A 17,709-nucleotide genomic window follows, 5' to 3' on the forward strand; every position below is an offset into this window, starting at 1 on the left:
CTCAATATGTTCAGGGAAGAAAAAATGAAAACCGCTTTAACGGCGTTACTGCTCTGTGGCGCACTCTGCTTCGCGGCGATTGCCAGCGCCTTGCCCGCTATCAAGGAGGGTGATATCTGGGCTTACAACACCCGGCCGGGTGAAGAAGCCTCGACCTTGACCATTCTCAAAATCGAAAGCTATCCGCACTACGGCACCGTCGTGCATATCCGCGTTGATGGCATTCGGATGATCAACCCGGTCACCGGAGGCGAGTTCACCGCAATGCCCCACCTGCCTTTCCAGGCCGAGGCTTTGCAGCGCAGCCTGACTCGGCGCGTGGGAGAAACGGCGCAGATTCCGGATTTCAGCCAGGGCTACACCTACTGGAAAGCGGCCTTCGATGAAGAGAAGGCCGGGGCTTTCAAGATTTCCGTGCGTAAGACGCTTGATGGGTTGCTCAGCGGCAACTGGGAAATGACTGATGATGACACCGCCAAAACCACATCGACGCCCTGACGATCATCCCTCGGCAAACTCCCGCAACACCTTGCCATCCATGCGATAGCGCACCCACTCTTCCTGCGGCTGCGCACCGAGGGATTTGTAGAATTCGATGGCCGGGGTGTTCCAGTCCAGCACGCTCCATTCAAAGCGGCCGCAGTCGTTGTCGCAGGCGATTTTCGCCAGATGCCGCAGCAGGGTTTTACCGGCACCGCCGCCGCGCTGTTCGGGGGTGATGTAGAGGTCTTCGAGGTACAGGCAATTGCTGCCGAGCCACGTCGAATAGCTGAAGAAGAACACCGCAAAACCGATCGGCACACCGTCACGCAGGCAGATCAGACCATGGGCCGTGGCGCCTTCACTGAACAGGCTGCGCTCGATATCGGTGACGCTGGCGATCACTTCGTGGCGGGCCTTTTCGAAATCTGCCAGTTCGGTGATGAAGGCGAGGATTTGCGGCGCATCGCTGGGGGTCGCCGGGCGGATTTCGATCGTCATGAACGGGCCTTGTCGGAAAAGGGAAAGCGCCATACTAAGGCCGGATGCGGCGCTCGTCACATGGCAACACAGAGAATATCCTGATCCAATATTGCAAACAGTGTGGCTTTCGCGAGCAAGCCCGCCCCACAGGAACTTCGCCAGTCTGAAAGGATGCTCATGAACCTTGAGATTTTTATGCCCGTGGAGGAGCTAGCAGCCGTACTGCTGCCCCACGCTCTGGAGACCTCCGACGACGGTGCCCACGACCTCGCTCACTTGCAACGGGTCTGGCACACCGTGCGCACCTTGCAGGCCGAGGAAGGCGGCGACTTCGAAGTATTGCTCGCCGCCGTGCTGCTGCACGACTGCGTAGCTGTCGAAAAGAACTCGCCGCTGCGCTCGCAGGCCTCGCGCCTTTCCGCTGACAAAGCCGCTAACGTGCTGGCCGATCTGGATTGGCCCGAAAGCAAAATCAGCGCCGTCAGCCACGCCATCGAAGCCCACAGTTTTTCCGCCAACATCACCCCGCTCACCCTCGAAGCGAAACTGGTCCAGGACGCCGATCGTCTCGATTCGCTGGGCATGCTCGGCGTCGCCCGTACCTTCTACGTTGCCGGGCGCATGGGCAGTGCGCTGTACGATCCACGCGACCCCGAAGCCAAGACACGCGACTACGATGACACACGCTTCTGCCTCGACCACTTCCAGACCAAACTGCTGCACCTCGCGGACGGTTTCCAGACTGCCGCCGGGCAGCGTCTGGCGCAGATCCGCCATCAGCGTCTGAAGGGTTTCATGGAGCAGTTCAAGGAAGAGATCGGCATTGATGCCGCACTTCGCCAATAGACCGTTCGTCGATCATCAGGCACCAATCCGATTCAGGGGCAGACCAAACACAGGTAAGGATTCCAATCACTGGAGAAGCCCTATGATTCCGTCAAGGTTGACTGCCCTCGTTTTCGCCGCCCTGCTGAGCCCTGCGGTTTTCGCCGCTTCTACCACTGCAGCGGGCACCGGTCCTGCCGATCCGGTTCCATCACCGCGCGCCCCGGCCATTAACAGTGCCCCAGGCATGAACACCGATGGCTCCGGGGTTCCGTTGATCAACCAGCCACCTGCGACTGGCACCGACCCACGCACACAAGGCAGTGACCCCGGCCGCCAGGGTGGCATGAACACCCCCGACGCCCCCGCAACACCCGATAACGCCGGCCCCGGCATCGGCTCGAAAACCACCACCGGTGGCTCGGGTTCCGAAGGCAGCGGTCAGTAGTTCGCCGACGCGAGCGTCCTATTCACATCCATGAAGAGGTAACCATGAACGTCGATAAAAACCTGGAAAAAGAAGTCCTTACCCGCCTGCTGCACGCCCATCCGAGTGGATTGGGCAAAGAGGTGCTGGACAACTATCGCGGTGAGAAAGTCGTGGCCAGCGCCCTCGCCGCCCTGCAGGATCGCGGACTGATTCACCATGGTCATGTGACCTGCAACGAGGCCGGCGAACACTCGTTGAATCTGCCGATCAAGCTCAGTGCCGCGGGCGTTGAAGCGGCGCGAAAGCTGGATGTCTAGAAGCGGTGGTTGTGTGAACACATGATCTTTTAGGAGCTGCCGCTCGCGGCGATCTTTTGATCTTGCTTTTTAAAATCAAAAGATCGCAGCCTGCGGCAGCTCCTACACATGAAACCCATCTACCGGTGCAAGGAGAAATCCCATGCCTCGTGGAAGCAAAGACAAATACACCGCCGAACAGAAGCGCAAGGCCGATCACATCGAAGACAGCTATGAGAAAAAAGGCTTGTCGAAGGATGCAGCCGAGGCGCGGGCCTGGGCGACGGTCAACAAACAGTCGGGCGGTGGCGAAAAGGCTGGCGGCTCCGGACGCAGGAAACCGGCGAGTGCCAAGTCCGAAGATCGCAAAGAATCATCGCGGCGAGCGGTGGCCAGTCGCGAGGGACATGCGCGCGACAGCAAGGCGTCGCGCGAGACGCAGACTGTGGACAGTCTGAGGAAAGAGGCGCGGGCGAAGAATATCGCCGGGCGCTCTTCGATGCGCAAGGATGAGTTGATTGCGGCGTTGCGCAAAGCCGGCTGATATTTGTTGTGAGGCTGATGGCCTTATCGCTGGCAAGCCAGCTCCCACAGTGACTCCGGGGTACACAAATTTGCGTTTCACCCTGTAAACCTGTGGGAGCTGGCTTGCCAGCGAAAGCGTCAGTTCAGTCGCCGCAGGACTCGCGGATAAACCCATCCACTTCAGCCGCCCCCGGCGCCGTAGCCGGCCCCCATCGCGTGACTGCCAAAGCCGCTGCCGCATTCGCCCGCCGCGCCGCCTCATACGCATCCAGACCCTGCGCCAACCCGGCGACAAACACCCCGGCATGCGCATCCCCCGCACCGTTGCTGTCGACCGCTTTCACGGCGAACCCCGGCACATGCCGACGTTCACCGGCCTGCTGAATCCAGCAACCCTGCGGCCCGTCGCGTACCACCAACAGCACGTCTTGCGGCAAGTGTTCGGCGAGTCGGTCCAGTGCCGCGCCAATATCCGCAGCTCCGGTGAAGCGCAACGCCTCGACGCTGTTGCTGGTCCACACATCAATGCGCGGCAGCAGCGCTTGCATCAACGCCGAGTCCGGCGACTCGACCAGCGGGCCCGGATCGAACACCACGTTGATCGCGTCCGGCAGCGCCAGCGTCCAGTCCAGCAAAACTTGCGCCTTGCCTGCATGCAGCAGGCTGTAGCCGCTCACATACACGTAATCGCCCGCTTCGGCGGCCACGCTGTTCAAATCCTCCTCGGTCACCTCACCTTCAGCGCCGATGTAGGAAATGAAACTGCGCTCGGCCGACGCATCGGTCAGCGCCACGCAAATTCCGGTGTCGCGTTGCGCAGGCGTCGGGATGCCGATGTGAATGCCTTCATCCTTCATCGCCTGACGCGCCAGATCACCGAAACGCCCACTGCCGTGGCGACCGAGATAAACCACCGGCAAACCATTGCGCACGGCAGCGGCCATCACGTTGAAACCGCCGCCGGCCTCGAACGCCGCAGACTGCGCCAGCACATCGCCGCCGATTTGCGGCAACCGATCCACGGCCATGACCAGGTCGATGATGACCTGGCCGGTGTGCAACATCTTAGGCATGAGCATTCTCGACTTGCGCGGCGCGGCGGTCTTTCGCCCCGCCGAGAACCAGGTAAATGCCACCGGCCACCACGAAGGTCACGATCCAGCCCAGACCGTTGTGCCCCAGCCACGAGTCAGACAGGAAGCCTTTGAACCAGACGTTCTCGGCGGTGGTGCCGATGGTGGTGAAACTGAAGCCGAGCACGATGGCAATCGCCCACGCGCCGAACGCGCGCCACTCGATGCCGCCGCTGTACCAGTAGGCGCTGCTCGGGCTGACGTCGAGCAGGTCTTTCGGGCTGTAGTAGTGACGGTGAATCAGGTCGACCACGAAGATCCCGACCCATGCGGTGATCGGCACCGCCAGCAGGGAAATGAAGGTGATGAACGGGCCGTAGAAGCTGTCGGCGATCAGCATGAAGTAGATCGAACCGGCGAAGATCGCCACGATGTCAACCACCACTGCGTAGACGCGTTTGACCTTCAGACCGAGGGTCAGCGTGGTCAAACCGGCGGAGTACACCGAGAGGTTGTTCGACAGCAGCAGGCCGCCGAATGCGGTGATCAGGTACGGCACGGCCATCCAGGTCGGCAGCATGTCGCGGATCGCCACGATCGGGTCAGTTGCCGATGCCAGATCGTTGTTGCCCACCGACAGCAGGCCGCCGAGGGTGATCAGCAACACCAGCGGAATCCCCGCGCCGAACGCTGCCGAAGCGACCAGCCGTACAGCCTTGACGCTGCGGTGCTGATAGCGCGACATGTCCGCGCCGGCGTTGGCCCAGCCGATCCCGGTGCCGGCGGCCATGGTGCCGATACCAATGATCATCGCACTCAGCGGCGCTGGCGTGGCGTTGAACACCGCGCTCCAGTCGATGGTCGCGCAAAGGAAGCCGCCGACCAGAATGTTCAGCGCGCCGAACACGTAGGTCGCCCACTTCTGGATCACCAGCAACGTCGCGTGACCGAGGCCGGAAACCGACAGGGTCAGCAACACGAAAATGGCGATGAAGAGCAGGGTCAGCACGGGCGCGCTTTTCGCTTCAACCGGTGAGCCGAACAGGATCGAGCACAGCGACAGCAGCACGAATGCGGCGGTGGTGGTGTTGACGGTTTCCCAGCCCAGACGCGACATCAGCGAGACCAGGGTCGGGCCGATATTGCCGCGCACGCCGAAGATTGCCCGCGACAGGGTCAGGCTCGGCGCGCGGCCGCGGCGACCGGCAATCGAGATGATTCCCACCACCGCAAACGAACCGGCTGCGCCGACAATCGCGACAATGATCGCCTGCCAGATTGCCAGCCCGCGAAACGCCACCAGCGTAGCGCCGAGCGGCAGTCCGAGAATGGAAATGTTGGCCGCAAACCAGACCCAGAACAGTTGCAGCGGATGGCCGTTGCACTCGGCTTCCGGCACCGGCTCGATACCCCGGGTTTCCAGCTGCCCGGCGCTTGGCCCGACGTTTGATGAACTCATGAACAGTGCTCCTGTTTGCCTTTATTGTGGTTGTGGCAATGATGCAAAACGACAAGACATCTGTGGCCTTCCCGGGCCTGTCTGTGCGATCCATTGCGGGTGAATAATTCATAAATGCGTCGCGCCTATCGCGGGCAAGCCCACTCCCACAGGTTCAAAGTGAACCTTAAGATATGCACGATCCCTGTGGGAGCTGGCTTGCCAGCGAAGGCGTCAATTGAATCAACGCAAGGCCAACAGACCTTGCACCAACGGCTCAAGCTCCAGATGATTGACAGCCTTCACCGTCTTGATCATCTCGGCAGGCCAACTCTCAAGACCCAGGCAGGCCCCGAGCATGGCGCCGAGAATCGCCGCGATGGTGTCGGTGTCACCGCCCAGGCTGGCAGCCATGCACAACGCGTCGAACGCACTCATCTCGCCGACCGCCACTTGCTGCGCCAGGGCGAACGAGACCACCACCGATTCCTGCGAGGCTACCGACGTGCCGATCACGTCGTACAGCAGATCGGCCAGCAGCGCCTTGTCGCTGTCGACGCTGATGCTGCGCGCCCAACTGATGCGCGAAGCGATGCGCCCGCCAGCGACCCAGTGCCCATGTGCCTCGGCCTGTTGCGCAATCTGCTGGCCAAGGTTCAATGCCTCGCCCAGATCCATGCCGTTGATCCCGGCCGAGACCACCGCCGCCACCGCCGCCGCGCTGGAAATCCCCAACGTGGTGTTGTGGGTAACCTGACAGGCCTGCACCACGGCTGCGATGAAACGCTCGGGATCAGCGACATCCGCCGCAATGCCCACCGGGGTGATGCGCATCGCCGCGCCGTTGGTGGTGCCATAACGCCCGGCCTCCTCCGGCGAGTGGCCGGCGAGGATCATTTCAATGGCGCGTTTGGTCGATGGGCCGAGCAGGTCCTGCGAACCCTTGGCTTGCATCTCGGCTTCCCACTCGATCAGCCGTTGGGCGAGCACGGCCGGCTCGATCCGGCCCTTGCCCTCGAGCAGCAACTCGCCGACCAGAATCGCCTGTTCGGTGTCGTCGGTGATCGAGCCTTTGGGCATGTTGGCGGCGATCGGTTGCAGAGGACCGGCATCCTGCAGATCAGTAATCCGGCCGAAGCGGGCCTTGATCGTTTCGCGGTTCAGCGATTGCGTCGGCATGCCCAACGCGTCACCGAGAGCCAGGCCATAAAACGCACCGAGGGCACGGTTGAGCGCGGTCATTTCGATTCTCCAAATTGCAGGTGCAGGCGGAAATGCACCGGGTCGAGCAGGCTTTCGACCTGTTCCATGAAACGGTTCTGTCGGTCGTAGGTGGTGCGCAGGGCCTTGAGGAACACGGTTCCCACCGGGCGCCCGAGCAGTTCGGCGTCCTCGGCATTCAGCGGTTCGGCGCCGATCCATTGATCGCCGCGTTCGCCGATGTAGCCGTAGGCCGCGAGGGTAATGGTCAACGAGTTGTCGATCAGACCGACACGCGGCAGGCTTTCCAGGCCGCCGGTGGCCGGCATCAAAGAGCGTTCGAGGGACACCAGGGTGCCGTCGTTGGAGCGGCGACGGCGGTCGAGGGTGATGAATTGCTCGGTGCCGAACCGCGAGAGCAGATCGGGCCGGGTCACGGCTTCCAGGCGCAGCACTTCGGTGTTGATCAGCGCCCCGCTGTCGGCCAGCGCCTGCGCCCAGCCGCTGCGCTGATCGAGCGCTACACCGTCGAACGTAACAATGGAGCCGACCCCGCTTTGCGTGGCGATGTAATTGCGCCGCTTCAGCTCGGCCAGCGCCTCGCGCAACGTGCCACGGCTGACGTTGAATTCCTGCGCCAACTGATGCTCGCCGGGCAACAGAAAGCCGTCCTCCATGAGGCCGCTTTCGATGCGCCGGACGAGCTCGTCGACCACCCGTTGTTTCTTGTCAAATCGTACCTGTCTAATCATGTACAAAGTGATACCTGAAACGGTTGCGGGCGGGCAAGGAATTTTTAGCAGAGATGACGGAAGGTCTGGCGCGGCGCAGCCACCTGTGGGAGCTGGCTTGCCAGCGATGGCGGCGGAACATTCAAAGTTAATGTTGAATGATCAACCGAAATCGCTGGCAAGCCAGCTCCCACAGGTTCGCGTGCTGAGCGGGAATCAGCGTTGTTTGAGGCGGTCGATGACCACGGCCAGCAACAGAATCGAACCACGAATCACATACTGATAAAACGTGTCGATGTTCTTCAGGTTCATCGCATTTTCGATGATCGCCAGAATCAGCACCCCGGCAATCACATGCCGGATCATGCCGATCCCGCCGCTCAACGACACACCGCCGAGCACACACGCCGAAATTACGGTCAGCTCGAAACCCTGGCCAATCATTGGCTGCCCGGAGGTCATGCGCGATGCCAGAATCACCCCGGCCAGTGCGCCGATCACGCCGTGCACGGCGAAAATGATGATCTTGGTCCGGTCAACGTTGACCCCGGCGAGCAACGCCGCTTCCTGGTTGCCGCCGATGGCCATGGTGTTGCGCCCGTAGGTGGTGTAGTTCAGCAGCCAGCCGAAGAACAGGAAGCAGACGATGGTGATCAGAATCGGCACCGGCACGCCGAACAACTGGCCGTTGCCGAAGACGAAGAACGATTCCTGCGACACGCCCACCGCTTTGCCGTTGGCAAAAATGTAGGCCAGGCCGCGGACGATCTGCATCGTCGCCAGCGTGGTGATCAACGCGTTGACCCGCAACTTGGCGATCACGATGCCGTTGATCAGCCCGACCATCAGGCCCATCACCAGCGCCGCGCTGACGCCGAGGAACACGCTGTTGGTGTCGCGCATCACCACCGCCGCAACGACCCCGGCGCAGGCGATTACCGAGCCCACCGACAGGTCGAAGTGCCCCGACGCCAGGCAATACAGCATGGTGCACGCGGCAATGCCGGTAGTGGAAATCGCCAGGCCCAACCCGCGCATGTTCAATGGCGAGAGGAAGTTGTCGATCAGCAGCGTGCAGGCGACGAAGATGCCGATGGCCGCCAGCAGCATGACCCAGTCGTCGAGGAAGCGCCGCAGGTCCAACGGTTTGCGGGGAGTCGGCAGCGCCTTGTTTTGGATGGTCATCATAGTCACCTCTCAGTTCGCCACGCCGTCAGCGCGATGGCGCGGCAAAGCCAGTTGCAGCAGGTTGGATTCATTGGCCTGGTCGCGGCTGACTTCGCCGCGCAGCGCGCCTTCGCAGAGCACCAGAATGCGGTCGGAAATGCCCATCACCTCCATGAGGTCGCTGGACACCACGATCACCGAAATGCCGTCGGCGGCCAGGTTATGGATGATCTGGTAGATCTCGGCCTTGGCGCCGATGTCGATGCCGCGAGTCGGCTCGTCGAGCAGCAGAACCTTCATCGGCATTGACAGCCAGCGACCGAGAATGGCCTTCTGCTGATTGCCGCCGGACAGGAATTTGATCTGCTGACCGGCGTGCGGGGTTTTGACTTTCAGCGCCTTGATCTGCTTGTCGGCGTTGCCCTTCTCCCACAGCCCGCGCAGCAGGCAGCCGAGGCTGGCATTGGCGCCGCGCGCGCTGATGTTGATGTTCTCGGCAACGCTGGCCAGCGGAATGATCCCTTCTTTTTTCCGGTCCTCGGGGCACAGCAGGATCCCGGCGGCAATCGCGTCACGCGGTGAGCGCAATTTCAGTTCATGCCCGCGTAATTCCAGGCGTCCGGCGGTGTTGCGCTCAAGCCCGCTGAGCAGCCGGAACAATTCCGTGCGCCCGGCCCCGACCAGACCGAACAGCCCGAGAATCTCGCCCTTGTGCGCCTCGAAACTCACCGGTTCGCGCAGCCCCGGGCCGAGCAGACCGTCGACCTTCAACGCCACCGCGCCGCGTGGACGGCTGCGGTAATCGTAGATGTCCTGAATGTCGCGGCCAACCATGCAGGTCACCAGTTGATCGTGGGTCAACTGACTCATGTCGTCGAAGGTGCGCACGTAACGGCCGTCCTTGAACACCGTCACCGCATCGCAAATGCGGAACACTTCTTCCATGCGATGCGAGACGTAGAGCACCACTTTGCCCTCATCGCGCAGGCGGCTGATGATCGCCATCAAACGGTCGATTTCACGCGCCGAGAGGCTGCTGGTCGGCTCATCGAAGGCAATCACATGCGCGCCACGGGACAGCGCCTTGGCGATTTCCACCAGTTGCCGCTGGCCGAGCGACAGGCGCCCGACCTTGGTCTGCGGATCGATTTCATCGGCCAGGCCCTTGAGGCAGGCCAAGGCATTCTGGCGCAGGACGCCACGATTGATCAGGCCGAAACTGGCCGGCAGATGACCGAGAAACAGGTTCTCGGCCACGCTCATTTCCGGCACCAGATGCAGCTCCTGGTGAATCACCGCGACGCCGCTGCCGATGCTGTCGGCGGTCGACTTGAAGGCCATGGTCTGCTCGCCGATCTGCAACTCGCCGCTGCTCGGGATGTAGGCGCCGCCGAGGATTTTCAGCAGGGTCGATTTGCCGGCGCCGTTCTCGCCCATCAAGGCGTGCACCTGCCCCGGATGGGCGACGAAGCTGATCGCGTCCAGCGCCTTGACCCCGGGAAAAGTCTTGCCGATCCCGTTGAAGCGCAGGCTCCCGCCGGCGCTGCTTTCATGTATCTGTACTTGCGCGTGCATCTGAGTCACCTCTTCACACCGATCGAACAGCCATCAGTTCCACAGGCCGATTTTTTCCAGCTCTTGCTTGAAGTTCTCGCGGGTGATCAGGGTGACATCGTCCATCGCCGTGTACTTCGGCGGTTCTTTGCCGGTGGTGACCCACTCGTACATCATCTCGGCGGTCTTGTAGCCTTCGATGTGCGGGCTTGGCAGCATCGAACCGAAGAAACCGCTGTTGGGCTTTTTCAGCTCGCCGATGGCGTCGGTGCCATTGATGCCGATACCAATCACATTGGCCGCAGCGAACCCGGCGGCTTCGGTGGCGCGGACGCCGCCGAGCACGGTGTTGTCGTTCATGCCGCCGATGATCAGGTTCTTCGCTGCGCTGGGCAGCTTGACCAGCGCCGAGTTGGTGGCGTCCATGCTGCCCGGCACGTCGAGGGTTTTCAGTGCGGCGGTCAGGATGTGATCCTTAGGCAGGCCGGCGTCTTCGAGCGCCTTCATCGAACCGTCGGTGCGCTTCTTGCCGGTGTCGAGCTCGTTGTAGGTGTTGACCACCGCGTAGGTGTCTTTCCAGTCCCAGTTGCGTTTCTTCGCTTCGGCGACCATCGCGTTGCCCTGCTTCTGGCCGACTTCGAACGCGGCCATGCCGAGGTATGGCACGTCTTCCATGAACTTGCCGCTGGCGTCGACAAAACGGTCGTCGACGGCGATCACTTTCAGATCATTGAGTTTGGCTTTGGCCATGATCGCCGGGCCGAGCGAGACGTCCGGCGGGCAGATCACGAAGCCTTTGGCGCCGTTCGCCGCAAGGCTGTCGATAGCCGAGAGGGTTTTCTCGCCGTCCGGCACGGCGATCTTGATCAGTTCGAAGCCTTTGTCCTTGGCGGCTTTTTCAGCGAAGGCCCATTCGGTCTGGAACCATGGCTCTTCAGCCTGCTTGACCAGGAAACCGATTTTCACGGCGTCGGCAGCGAGCAGCGTACTGCTCAGACTGAACGCGGTGACCGCCAGCGCGGCACTGCACAGGGTACGAATCCCGAAACGACGTTTCATAAGCTGACTCCTTGTTATTTTTCTTGAGCAAATTAAACAGCTTGTGGCGAGGGAGCTTGCTCCCGCTGGGCTGCGAAGCGGCCCTAAAACCGGTTACCTCGGTCAATCAAACACACCGCGCAGCCCGAATTTACGACTGCTGCGCAGCCGAGCGGGAGCGAGCTCCCTCGCCACAGGTGTGGTGGCGTGACACGTACTGCTGCAAAGCCTGTTGAAAATAGTCATATCGTATGATGATTGGATTTCACGCGGAGTTCACCGCCTGAAACCCAAGCTATTCAGTCGTGGTACATCACCGAGCGCCCACCATCGATGGTGATACACGCGGCATTGATAAACGGCGCTTCGTCACTGGCCAGAAAAACCGCGGTCATCGCCACTTCAATCGGCTGGCCGATACGTTTCGGCGGGTGCAGATCGAAGGCGCGCTGACGCTCGGCGTGCGGGTCGGCAAAGCCGTTCCAGTAATCGACGTTGAGTTGCGTCTCGATGTAGCCCGGCGCGATAGCGTTGACCCGAACGCCCTTCGCCGCGTACTCGATACCCAGCGCCCGGGTCAGGCCGAGCAGGCCGTGCTTGGCCACCGGGTACGGGAAGCAACCGGGAATGATGTGGGAGGAATGGGTCGAAGCGATGTTGATGATGCTGCCGACACCTTGCTCGATCATCTGCGGCAGCACGGCTTTGCAACCGTACCAGGCGCCGTCCAGATCGATGGCGAAGCAACGACGCCAGTCTTCTTCGGTCATTTGCAGCGGGTCGCGGAACACGTTGACCCCGGCGCAGTTGACCAGCACGTCGATGCGTCCGTGCCGCTCAACCGCCAGTCTGGCCATGGCGTGCAGGTCTTGCTGGCGCGAGACGTCGGCCTTGATTGCCTGCACGTCAGCGCCCTGCTCGCGCCAGTGCGCGGCAACCTTCTCGACCTTCTCTGCCTGAATGTCGCTGATCACCAGCCTGGCCTGCTGTGAGGCGAAGGTGGCGACGATGGCTTCGCCGATGCCTTGAGCGGCGCCGGTCAGCAGCACCACTTTGTCTTTCAGACGCTCACCCTTCGGCGGCGCAGGCACCGGCGGCAAGGAAAGAGGTTCAGCCATGGATCAGAACTCCTGTTCGTCGACACAAAAAAACCGGGCATCTGACGATGTCCGGTCTGGAAGACTGTGAAAACGAAACAGGCAGGCGCGGCGAGCGACGCCGGGCCGTTGCGAGACGCTGACTCCGTTGGGGAGTGCGATAGAGGTTCGCTGCATCACTTCACCTGTTTTGTTCTTTTTAAGTGTGAGTGCGTGTTACTGCTGGAGCCGACTATAAACCCGACTGCCAAATAATCTCAATATATAATTTTGCATCCCATATTTTGGGATTTAGCCAGCGAAGCGTGTGCAGAGTTTGCCCGGTACATCGACCCGCATCGACAACAGCGCGCCATCCAATGGATGGTTGTGCGGACTCTGGGCGCTGGTGATGTAGAGGGTTTTCAGGTCTTCGCCGCCGAATACGCAACTGGTCGGTCGGCTGACGGGCAGGTCGATTTTGCGCTCGACCTTGCCTTCCGGGCTCAGGCGCAGCAGACAACTGCCATCCCAGCGGGCGTTCCACACGTAGCCTTCGGCGTCCATTGCCGAACCGTCCGGGCCGCCGTTCTGGTCAGGACCGTACCAACGGTTGGCGACATCGAGATTGCCATCGGTGTGAATGAAATAGCGATTGAGCACCCCGTCGAGGCTGTCGCCGAACAGCAGCGTGGTGCCGTCGTCGCTCCACAGCAGTGTGTTGGGAATGCCGAGACCGAGCAGCAATGGCGTGACACGCTGGTCAGGATCAATGCGAAACAAGCCGCCGGAACGACGCTCGATCGGCAGGTCTTCGCCGTTGTCACCGATGTTGCTCTGCATGGTGCCGAGCCACAGTCGGCCTTGGGCGTCGCAGCGTGCTTCGTTGGGTCGATTGCCGGGTTGCGGGTCGGCAATGCAGAACAGCGTAAGGCGTGGTTCGAGGCCCGGGGAATCGAGATCCAGTCGATACACGCCGCTGCTCAATGTCACCAACGCGTCGCCACTGGCACAGGGGATGAACGCGGAAACGTGCTCGGGCATCCGCCAGATCTGCACGTTGTTGCCGATCAGCCGCAGCGCCTGCTGGCCGGCGATATCGACCCAGTACAGCGCCTGGGTGGGGGCGTCCCAGAACGGGCCTTCTCCGAGTCTGGCGCGGTGTTGGGTTACGGCGGTCCAGCTCATGGCAACTCCTTGGTTCTTGTGGTTTTTATGGTAGGGATTTGTGTTGTCAGCTGGCTTTTTTGTCGGCCATCACCTGCGGGTAAAAGCGCTTGATTGCCAGGTCGGCATTGTCGATCAAGGTCATGCAGGCCCACACCCCGCGCGCCGCATCGCGGGCGACGATGGCGTCGGCCATGTCCTTGTGGATTGGCAATGTGCGACGCAGTTCATCGGGGTCAGCGGCGGAGACTTCAAACGACACGGCGAGCAAAGCGCCGAGGGCCGGGACCATTTGCTCAATGAACTGGTTATGGCTGGCCGCCAGAATGCACTCGTGGAACACCTGGTCGGCACGGTTGTAATCGATGCCGCTGTCGACCGCCCGTTCCAGCGCGTTGTAGGCCAATTGCACCGCATGAATCTGCTCCAGGCTGGCGCGCTCGCAGGCCCAGCGCACGGCCATCGGTTCGATGGTGCGACGCAGATCGAGCAGGTCATCGACAAAGTTTTCCGGCAAGCCGTTGCGTGACAGCCAGCCGACGACTTGCGGATCAAACAGGTTCCAGCGCCGCACTGGCAACACGCGGGTGCCGACTTTCGGCCCGACCTCAAGCATGCCTTTGGCGACCAGGGTCTTGATCGCTTCGCGAATCACCGTGCGGCTGACGCCGAGTTGCTCGCCCAGATCGGCCTCGACCTTGATCGCCTGCCCCGGCTTTACCTGGCCAGCGGCAATCCAGCTGCCCAGCCAATCGACCGTTGACGCATGAAAGCTGCTGGACATGGAGACCTCAAAGCAGTTGGCGATGGGTGTCCACGCTAATGATCATATGATTAGCCGTCAATCGAGATTTTAAGGTAATTCTCAAAACCAATGTGGGAGCGAGCTTGCTCGCGAAAGCGGTGTATCAGTCAACCTAAGTATCGACTGACTTACCGTCTTCGCGAGCAGGCTCGCTCCCACAGTGATTTGTGTTTAAGGTTCGAGGCCGATGCGGAAGAATTCGCCGCCACTCCATACGCCCAACCAGCGCTGCCCGTCGATTTCGCGACTGACCGCCAGTTCCACCAGTTGGTAAAACACATTGCGGTGAATCAGCGCTTCGAGGTTGGTGCGCACGTGCACGTAAGGCGCGGGCTCTTGAGTCACCGGGTCGATCTCGACGCGGATCGGATGTTCCGGCCCGGCCTCGGCGGCCTCCTCGACGTTGGTGGTGAAGCGCAGCAACTGCGTTTCACCCTCGCCTTCAACCTCCACGGCAATCGCCACAAACGGCGCGTCGTCGACTTTGATCCCGACCTTTTCCACCGGGGTAATCAGGAAGTAATCATCGCCGTCGCGGCGGATGATGGTGGAGAACAGCTTGACCATCGGCTTGCGCCCGATCGGCGTGCCCAGGTAATACCAGGTGCCGTCGCGGGCGATGCGCATATCGATGTCGCCGCAGAAGTCCGGGTTCCACAAGTGCACCGGCGGCAGGCCTTTGGTTTTGGGGATCTGTCCCAACAGGTCATTGGCTTTTTGCGGTCCACTCATGGCGTACTCCTTGGTTTATTGGTCGCCGACTCCCAGCAGGCTGCGCGCGTATTGCGCCAGCGGCGGGCCGATCAGGTCTTCCGGCTTGTTATCGTGGAACGTCAGTAAACCGCCACGACTCTTGATCCGTGCAGTATCAATCAAATACTGGGTGCTGGTCTCGATCAACATGATCTGAATCACCCCGCCGTCGATGCCGAGGCGATCCACGGCTTCCTGATCGAGCCACTCGTCGGAGTTGCCGATGCGGTCGTCAGCCTTGGCGAAGCGGGTATACAGCAGGTAGTGAGCACCGGCATCGCGAGCTTCGCCCAATGCCTGATCGAGGCCTTCCGGGGCTCGCGCACGGCGGACCATCGGGAAGTATTCGACAAAACCTTTGAACGCTTCTTCGGCCACAACGTTCGGGCGCGGATAGGAGCCCCCCGGCGGCGCGAATGAACCCTGGGCGATGTAGATGAACGAGTCCGGCTGAATGCGGAAGTTGTTCACCCGACGGCTGTCGCTGTGATCCAGCAGCCCCGCGTCGCTCATCTGATAGCGAGTGCCTTCGGCCATATCGCTGACAGTCATACAGCCGCCAAGCGCCAAAACGGCCAGCAGCAAAACCAGGCTACGCATCCTCATCCTCCAGAAGCCGGTGACGGAAAACCGGCGAATGGCCGTTGGATGCAGCTTTTGCGCCAGCTCAGGAAAATCGTTGATTGTAAGATCGTATTCGCGAGCAAGCTCGCTCCCACAGGAGAATGCATTCGAAATGTGGGAGCGAGCTTGCTCGCGAAAGCGGTTGTTCAGCCGCCGATAATCTTCATAACGGTCGCGCCACCGGAGAACGCCACTTCCTGCTTGTCGCCCAGCGCCTTGACCAGCAAGCGCTGCAACGCTGGTAATGCCTGATGACGCGGCTTGTCGAGCAGATCGCCGACATAGTGGCGGTTGCTCGACGACAGGCAGCCGTGCAGCCATCCCGTCGAAGACAGACGCAAGCGCGAACAGGTTCGGCAGAACGGCACGCTTTCGTTGGCAATCACGCCGAAATGGCCCAGCCCCGGGATCGCATAACGCACGGCCGTTGCATCGACTGGCGCATCGGCTTGCGCGTACTCGTAACGCTCGCCAATCAGGCTCAGCAACTGCTGCAGGCTGACGAACTGTTGCAGGAAGGCATTGGAGTCAGTGGCGAGGTGGCCCATGCGCATCAACTCGATGAAACGCAGCTCGTAGCCACGTTCCAGACAGTAATCGAGCAGCGGCATCACCTGATCCAGGTTCTGCCCGCGCAACGGCACCATGTTGACCTTGATCTTCATCCCCGCCGCTTTCGCCTGGTCCATGCCATCGAGCACGGTCGCCAGATCGCCGCCACGGGCGATACTGCGGAACGCGCCGGCATCCAGGGTATCGAGGGATACGTTGATCCGGCGCAGACCTGCGTCCACCAGCAGCGGCAGCTTCTTCGCCAGGAGTTGACCGTTGGTGGTCAGGCTGATGTCTTCCAGGCCCATCTTGCCGACGGCACTCATGAAAGATTCGAGTTTGGGGCTGACCAGCGGCTCGCCACCGGTGATGCGCAGGCGCTCGATGCCGGCGGCTTCGATCAGATACGCCACGCCGCGGGCCATGGCCTCGGCCGACAGCTCATCCTGCGCAGCCACCAACCGCTTGCCGTTGGGCACGCAGTAGGTACAGGCGTAATTGCAGGCTGAAGTCAGGCTGATGCGCAAATTGCGAAAACGCCTGCCTTGTCGGTCAACGATCATGATCACTCCGGCGATAGAATTTCGAGCCGCTAAAACTTGACTCACAAATCAAGTTTTAGCAAGCCCTATGCCTGAGTATATTCCTGCGGTACTGCGTCATGTAGCGAAATCATGGCGCAATAAGGCCGCTGAATGATTCAACTGCTCGGGGTTTCCGGATCGCGCTTGCGCTTGTTGCCCATACGCACGCCGATGTCCATCAGGAACTGGAAGAAACCTTCCTGATCTTCGAGCACGTTGCTCCAGAACGGCGAGTGATACAGCGCAACCGCGCCGTGCACCAGCGCCCAGGACGCGCAGTAGTGGAAGTACGGTGGCACGTCTTCGAGCTTGCCTTCGCTGATCCGGCCCTTGATGAGCAAGGTCAGGCGTTCGAAGTTCGAGGCACGGATCTTGTGCAGTTCCTCGACCATTTCCGGTACCTGATTGCCTTTCACCACCTTCTCTTCGAGACGGTCGAACAGGCGATAGCGCTGAGGGTCGCGCATACGGAATTCGAAGTAGGCACGGGACAGCGCTTCCTTGTCCTTGTCGACATCGGCCGAATGCAGCAGCTCGTTCAAATCGCGCTCGTAATCGAGCATCAGCCGCAGATAGATCTCGGCCTTGGATTTGAAGTGCTTGTAGATCGTGCCTTTGCCGATACCCACGGCATCAGCAATCATCTCGACGGTGACACTGTCTTCACCTTGTTCGAGGAACAGCTTGAGCGCGGTATCGAGAATTTCTTGCTCGCGGCGACGAAACTCACGGACCTTACGAGGTTCTTTGTGCATAAGAAAAGGTCTGTAGGGGTCAAAATTCGAAGCCGCGTATTATGCCTAACTTGCACAAAAATGCACGGATCATCCGACCATATCTGTGTTTCTTGTTCATTTTGCGAACGCTGAGGCGGCAATGAGAACTCAACTGAAGCGCACGTATTCCAA

The 17,709-nt window shown here is 60.8% G+C and carries 20 protein-coding genes; 5 read left to right on the forward strand and 15 right to left on the reverse strand.

Going from position 1 to position 17,709, the window contains the following annotated elements:
- Positions 1 to 24: 24 nt before the first annotated feature.
- Positions 25 to 498 (forward strand): hypothetical protein, encoded by a 474-nt coding sequence (locus B1722_RS21115; RefSeq protein ID WP_086794175.1) that lies wholly within the window; start codon positions 25 to 27, stop codon positions 496 to 498.
- A 3-nt stretch (positions 499 to 501) separates the two neighbouring features.
- On the opposite strand, the gene B1722_RS21120 is transcribed toward B1722_RS21115, so the two are convergent.
- On the reverse strand, positions 502 to 981 hold the full coding sequence (locus tag B1722_RS21120; RefSeq protein ID WP_007961964.1) for a GNAT family N-acetyltransferase: 480 nt from the start codon (positions 979 to 981) through the stop codon (positions 502 to 504).
- A 159-nt stretch (positions 982 to 1,140) separates the two neighbouring features.
- Between B1722_RS21120 and B1722_RS21125 the strand changes: the two genes are divergently transcribed.
- The 4 genes from B1722_RS21125 to B1722_RS21140 all read left to right on the forward strand — a co-directional run bounded on the left by B1722_RS21125 (position 1,141) and on the right by B1722_RS21140 (position 3,058).
- Positions 1,141 to 1,809: an HD domain-containing protein gene (locus B1722_RS21125; RefSeq protein WP_086794176.1), complete on the forward strand. Its 669-nt coding sequence runs from the start codon at positions 1,141 to 1,143 to the stop codon at positions 1,807 to 1,809.
- Positions 1,810 to 1,891: 82 nt separating this feature from the next.
- Positions 1,892 to 2,236, forward strand: a complete 345-nt coding sequence (locus B1722_RS21130; protein WP_041069243.1) for a hypothetical protein — start codon at positions 1,892 to 1,894, stop codon at positions 2,234 to 2,236.
- Between the two features lie 44 nt (positions 2,237 to 2,280).
- Positions 2,281 to 2,535: a hypothetical protein gene (locus B1722_RS21135; protein WP_007961959.1), complete on the forward strand. Its 255-nt coding sequence runs from the start codon at positions 2,281 to 2,283 to the stop codon at positions 2,533 to 2,535.
- A 142-nt stretch (positions 2,536 to 2,677) separates the two neighbouring features.
- Entirely contained in the window at positions 2,678 to 3,058 is a 381-nt protein-coding gene (locus B1722_RS21140; protein ID WP_086794178.1) for a Rho termination factor N-terminal domain-containing protein, read from the forward strand.
- A gap of 124 nt (positions 3,059 to 3,182) precedes the next feature.
- Here the strand turns inward: B1722_RS21140 and B1722_RS21145 are convergent, their stop codons facing one another.
- From B1722_RS21145 to B1722_RS21210, 14 genes are all read right to left on the reverse strand, one after another.
- Positions 3,183 to 4,112, reverse strand: a complete 930-nt coding sequence (locus tag B1722_RS21145; protein WP_086794179.1) for a PfkB family carbohydrate kinase — start codon at positions 4,110 to 4,112, stop codon at positions 3,183 to 3,185.
- On the reverse strand, positions 4,105 to 5,571 hold the full coding sequence (locus tag B1722_RS21150; RefSeq protein ID WP_041069234.1) for a cytosine permease: 1,467 nt from the start codon (positions 5,569 to 5,571) through the stop codon (positions 4,105 to 4,107). Before B1722_RS21150 ends, B1722_RS21145 begins: the two co-directional genes overlap by 8 nt.
- Before the next feature lie 222 nt (positions 5,572 to 5,793).
- Entirely contained in the window at positions 5,794 to 6,792 is a 999-nt protein-coding gene (locus B1722_RS21155) for an ADP-ribosylglycohydrolase family protein (RefSeq protein WP_086794181.1), read from the reverse strand.
- The gene (locus B1722_RS21160) at positions 6,789 to 7,502 is read right to left on the reverse strand and encodes a GntR family transcriptional regulator (protein WP_041069228.1); all 714 of its coding nucleotides are present in this window, start codon (positions 7,500 to 7,502) and stop codon (positions 6,789 to 6,791) included. Before B1722_RS21160 ends, B1722_RS21155 begins: the two co-directional genes overlap by 4 nt.
- Positions 7,503 to 7,697: 195 nt before the next feature.
- Positions 7,698 to 8,666, reverse strand: coding sequence for an L-arabinose ABC transporter permease AraH (gene araH, locus B1722_RS21165; protein WP_041069807.1), 969 nt, complete (start codon positions 8,664 to 8,666; stop codon positions 7,698 to 7,700).
- A gap of 12 nt (positions 8,667 to 8,678) precedes the next feature.
- Positions 8,679 to 10,223: an L-arabinose ABC transporter ATP-binding protein AraG gene (gene araG / locus B1722_RS21170; protein ID WP_086794182.1), complete on the reverse strand. Its 1,545-nt coding sequence runs from the start codon at positions 10,221 to 10,223 to the stop codon at positions 8,679 to 8,681.
- Positions 10,224 to 10,256: 33 nt separating this feature from the next.
- Positions 10,257 to 11,261 carry a substrate-binding domain-containing protein gene (locus B1722_RS21175; protein WP_047295641.1) on the reverse strand — a complete coding sequence of 335 codons (1,005 nt, stop codon included), beginning with the start codon at positions 11,259 to 11,261 and terminating at the stop codon, positions 10,257 to 10,259.
- A gap of 278 nt (positions 11,262 to 11,539) precedes the next feature.
- Entirely contained in the window at positions 11,540 to 12,358 is an 819-nt protein-coding gene (locus B1722_RS21180) for an SDR family oxidoreductase (protein WP_041069220.1), read from the reverse strand.
- Positions 12,359 to 12,628: 270 nt separating this feature from the next.
- The gene (locus B1722_RS21185) at positions 12,629 to 13,504 is read right to left on the reverse strand and encodes an SMP-30/gluconolactonase/LRE family protein (protein WP_086794184.1); all 876 of its coding nucleotides are present in this window, start codon (positions 13,502 to 13,504) and stop codon (positions 12,629 to 12,631) included.
- A 46-nt stretch (positions 13,505 to 13,550) separates the two neighbouring features.
- Positions 13,551 to 14,267, reverse strand: a complete 717-nt coding sequence (locus B1722_RS21190) for a FadR/GntR family transcriptional regulator (protein ID WP_086794185.1) — start codon at positions 14,265 to 14,267, stop codon at positions 13,551 to 13,553.
- A 192-nt stretch (positions 14,268 to 14,459) separates the two neighbouring features.
- A complete protein-coding gene (locus tag B1722_RS21195) occupies positions 14,460 to 15,020 on the reverse strand; it encodes a DUF1285 domain-containing protein (protein ID WP_086794187.1) in 561 nt (186 codons plus the stop codon).
- A gap of 15 nt (positions 15,021 to 15,035) precedes the next feature.
- Positions 15,036 to 15,641: a DUF4823 domain-containing protein gene (locus B1722_RS21200; protein ID WP_041069208.1), complete on the reverse strand. Its 606-nt coding sequence runs from the start codon at positions 15,639 to 15,641 to the stop codon at positions 15,036 to 15,038.
- Positions 15,642 to 15,811: 170 nt separating this feature from the next.
- Positions 15,812 to 16,780, reverse strand: a complete 969-nt coding sequence (locus B1722_RS21205; RefSeq protein WP_041069205.1) for a GTP 3',8-cyclase MoaA — start codon at positions 16,778 to 16,780, stop codon at positions 15,812 to 15,814.
- 137 nt (positions 16,781 to 16,917) lie between these two features.
- Positions 16,918 to 17,556, reverse strand: a complete 639-nt coding sequence (locus B1722_RS21210; protein ID WP_007950805.1) for a TetR/AcrR family transcriptional regulator — start codon at positions 17,554 to 17,556, stop codon at positions 16,918 to 16,920.
- Between the last annotated feature and the right edge of the window lie 153 nt (positions 17,557 to 17,709).

The sequence above is a fragment of the Pseudomonas sp. SCPG-7 genome (assembly GCF_002156405.1).
GTDB lineage: Bacteria > Pseudomonadota > Gammaproteobacteria > Pseudomonadales > Pseudomonadaceae > Aquipseudomonas > Aquipseudomonas parakoreensis.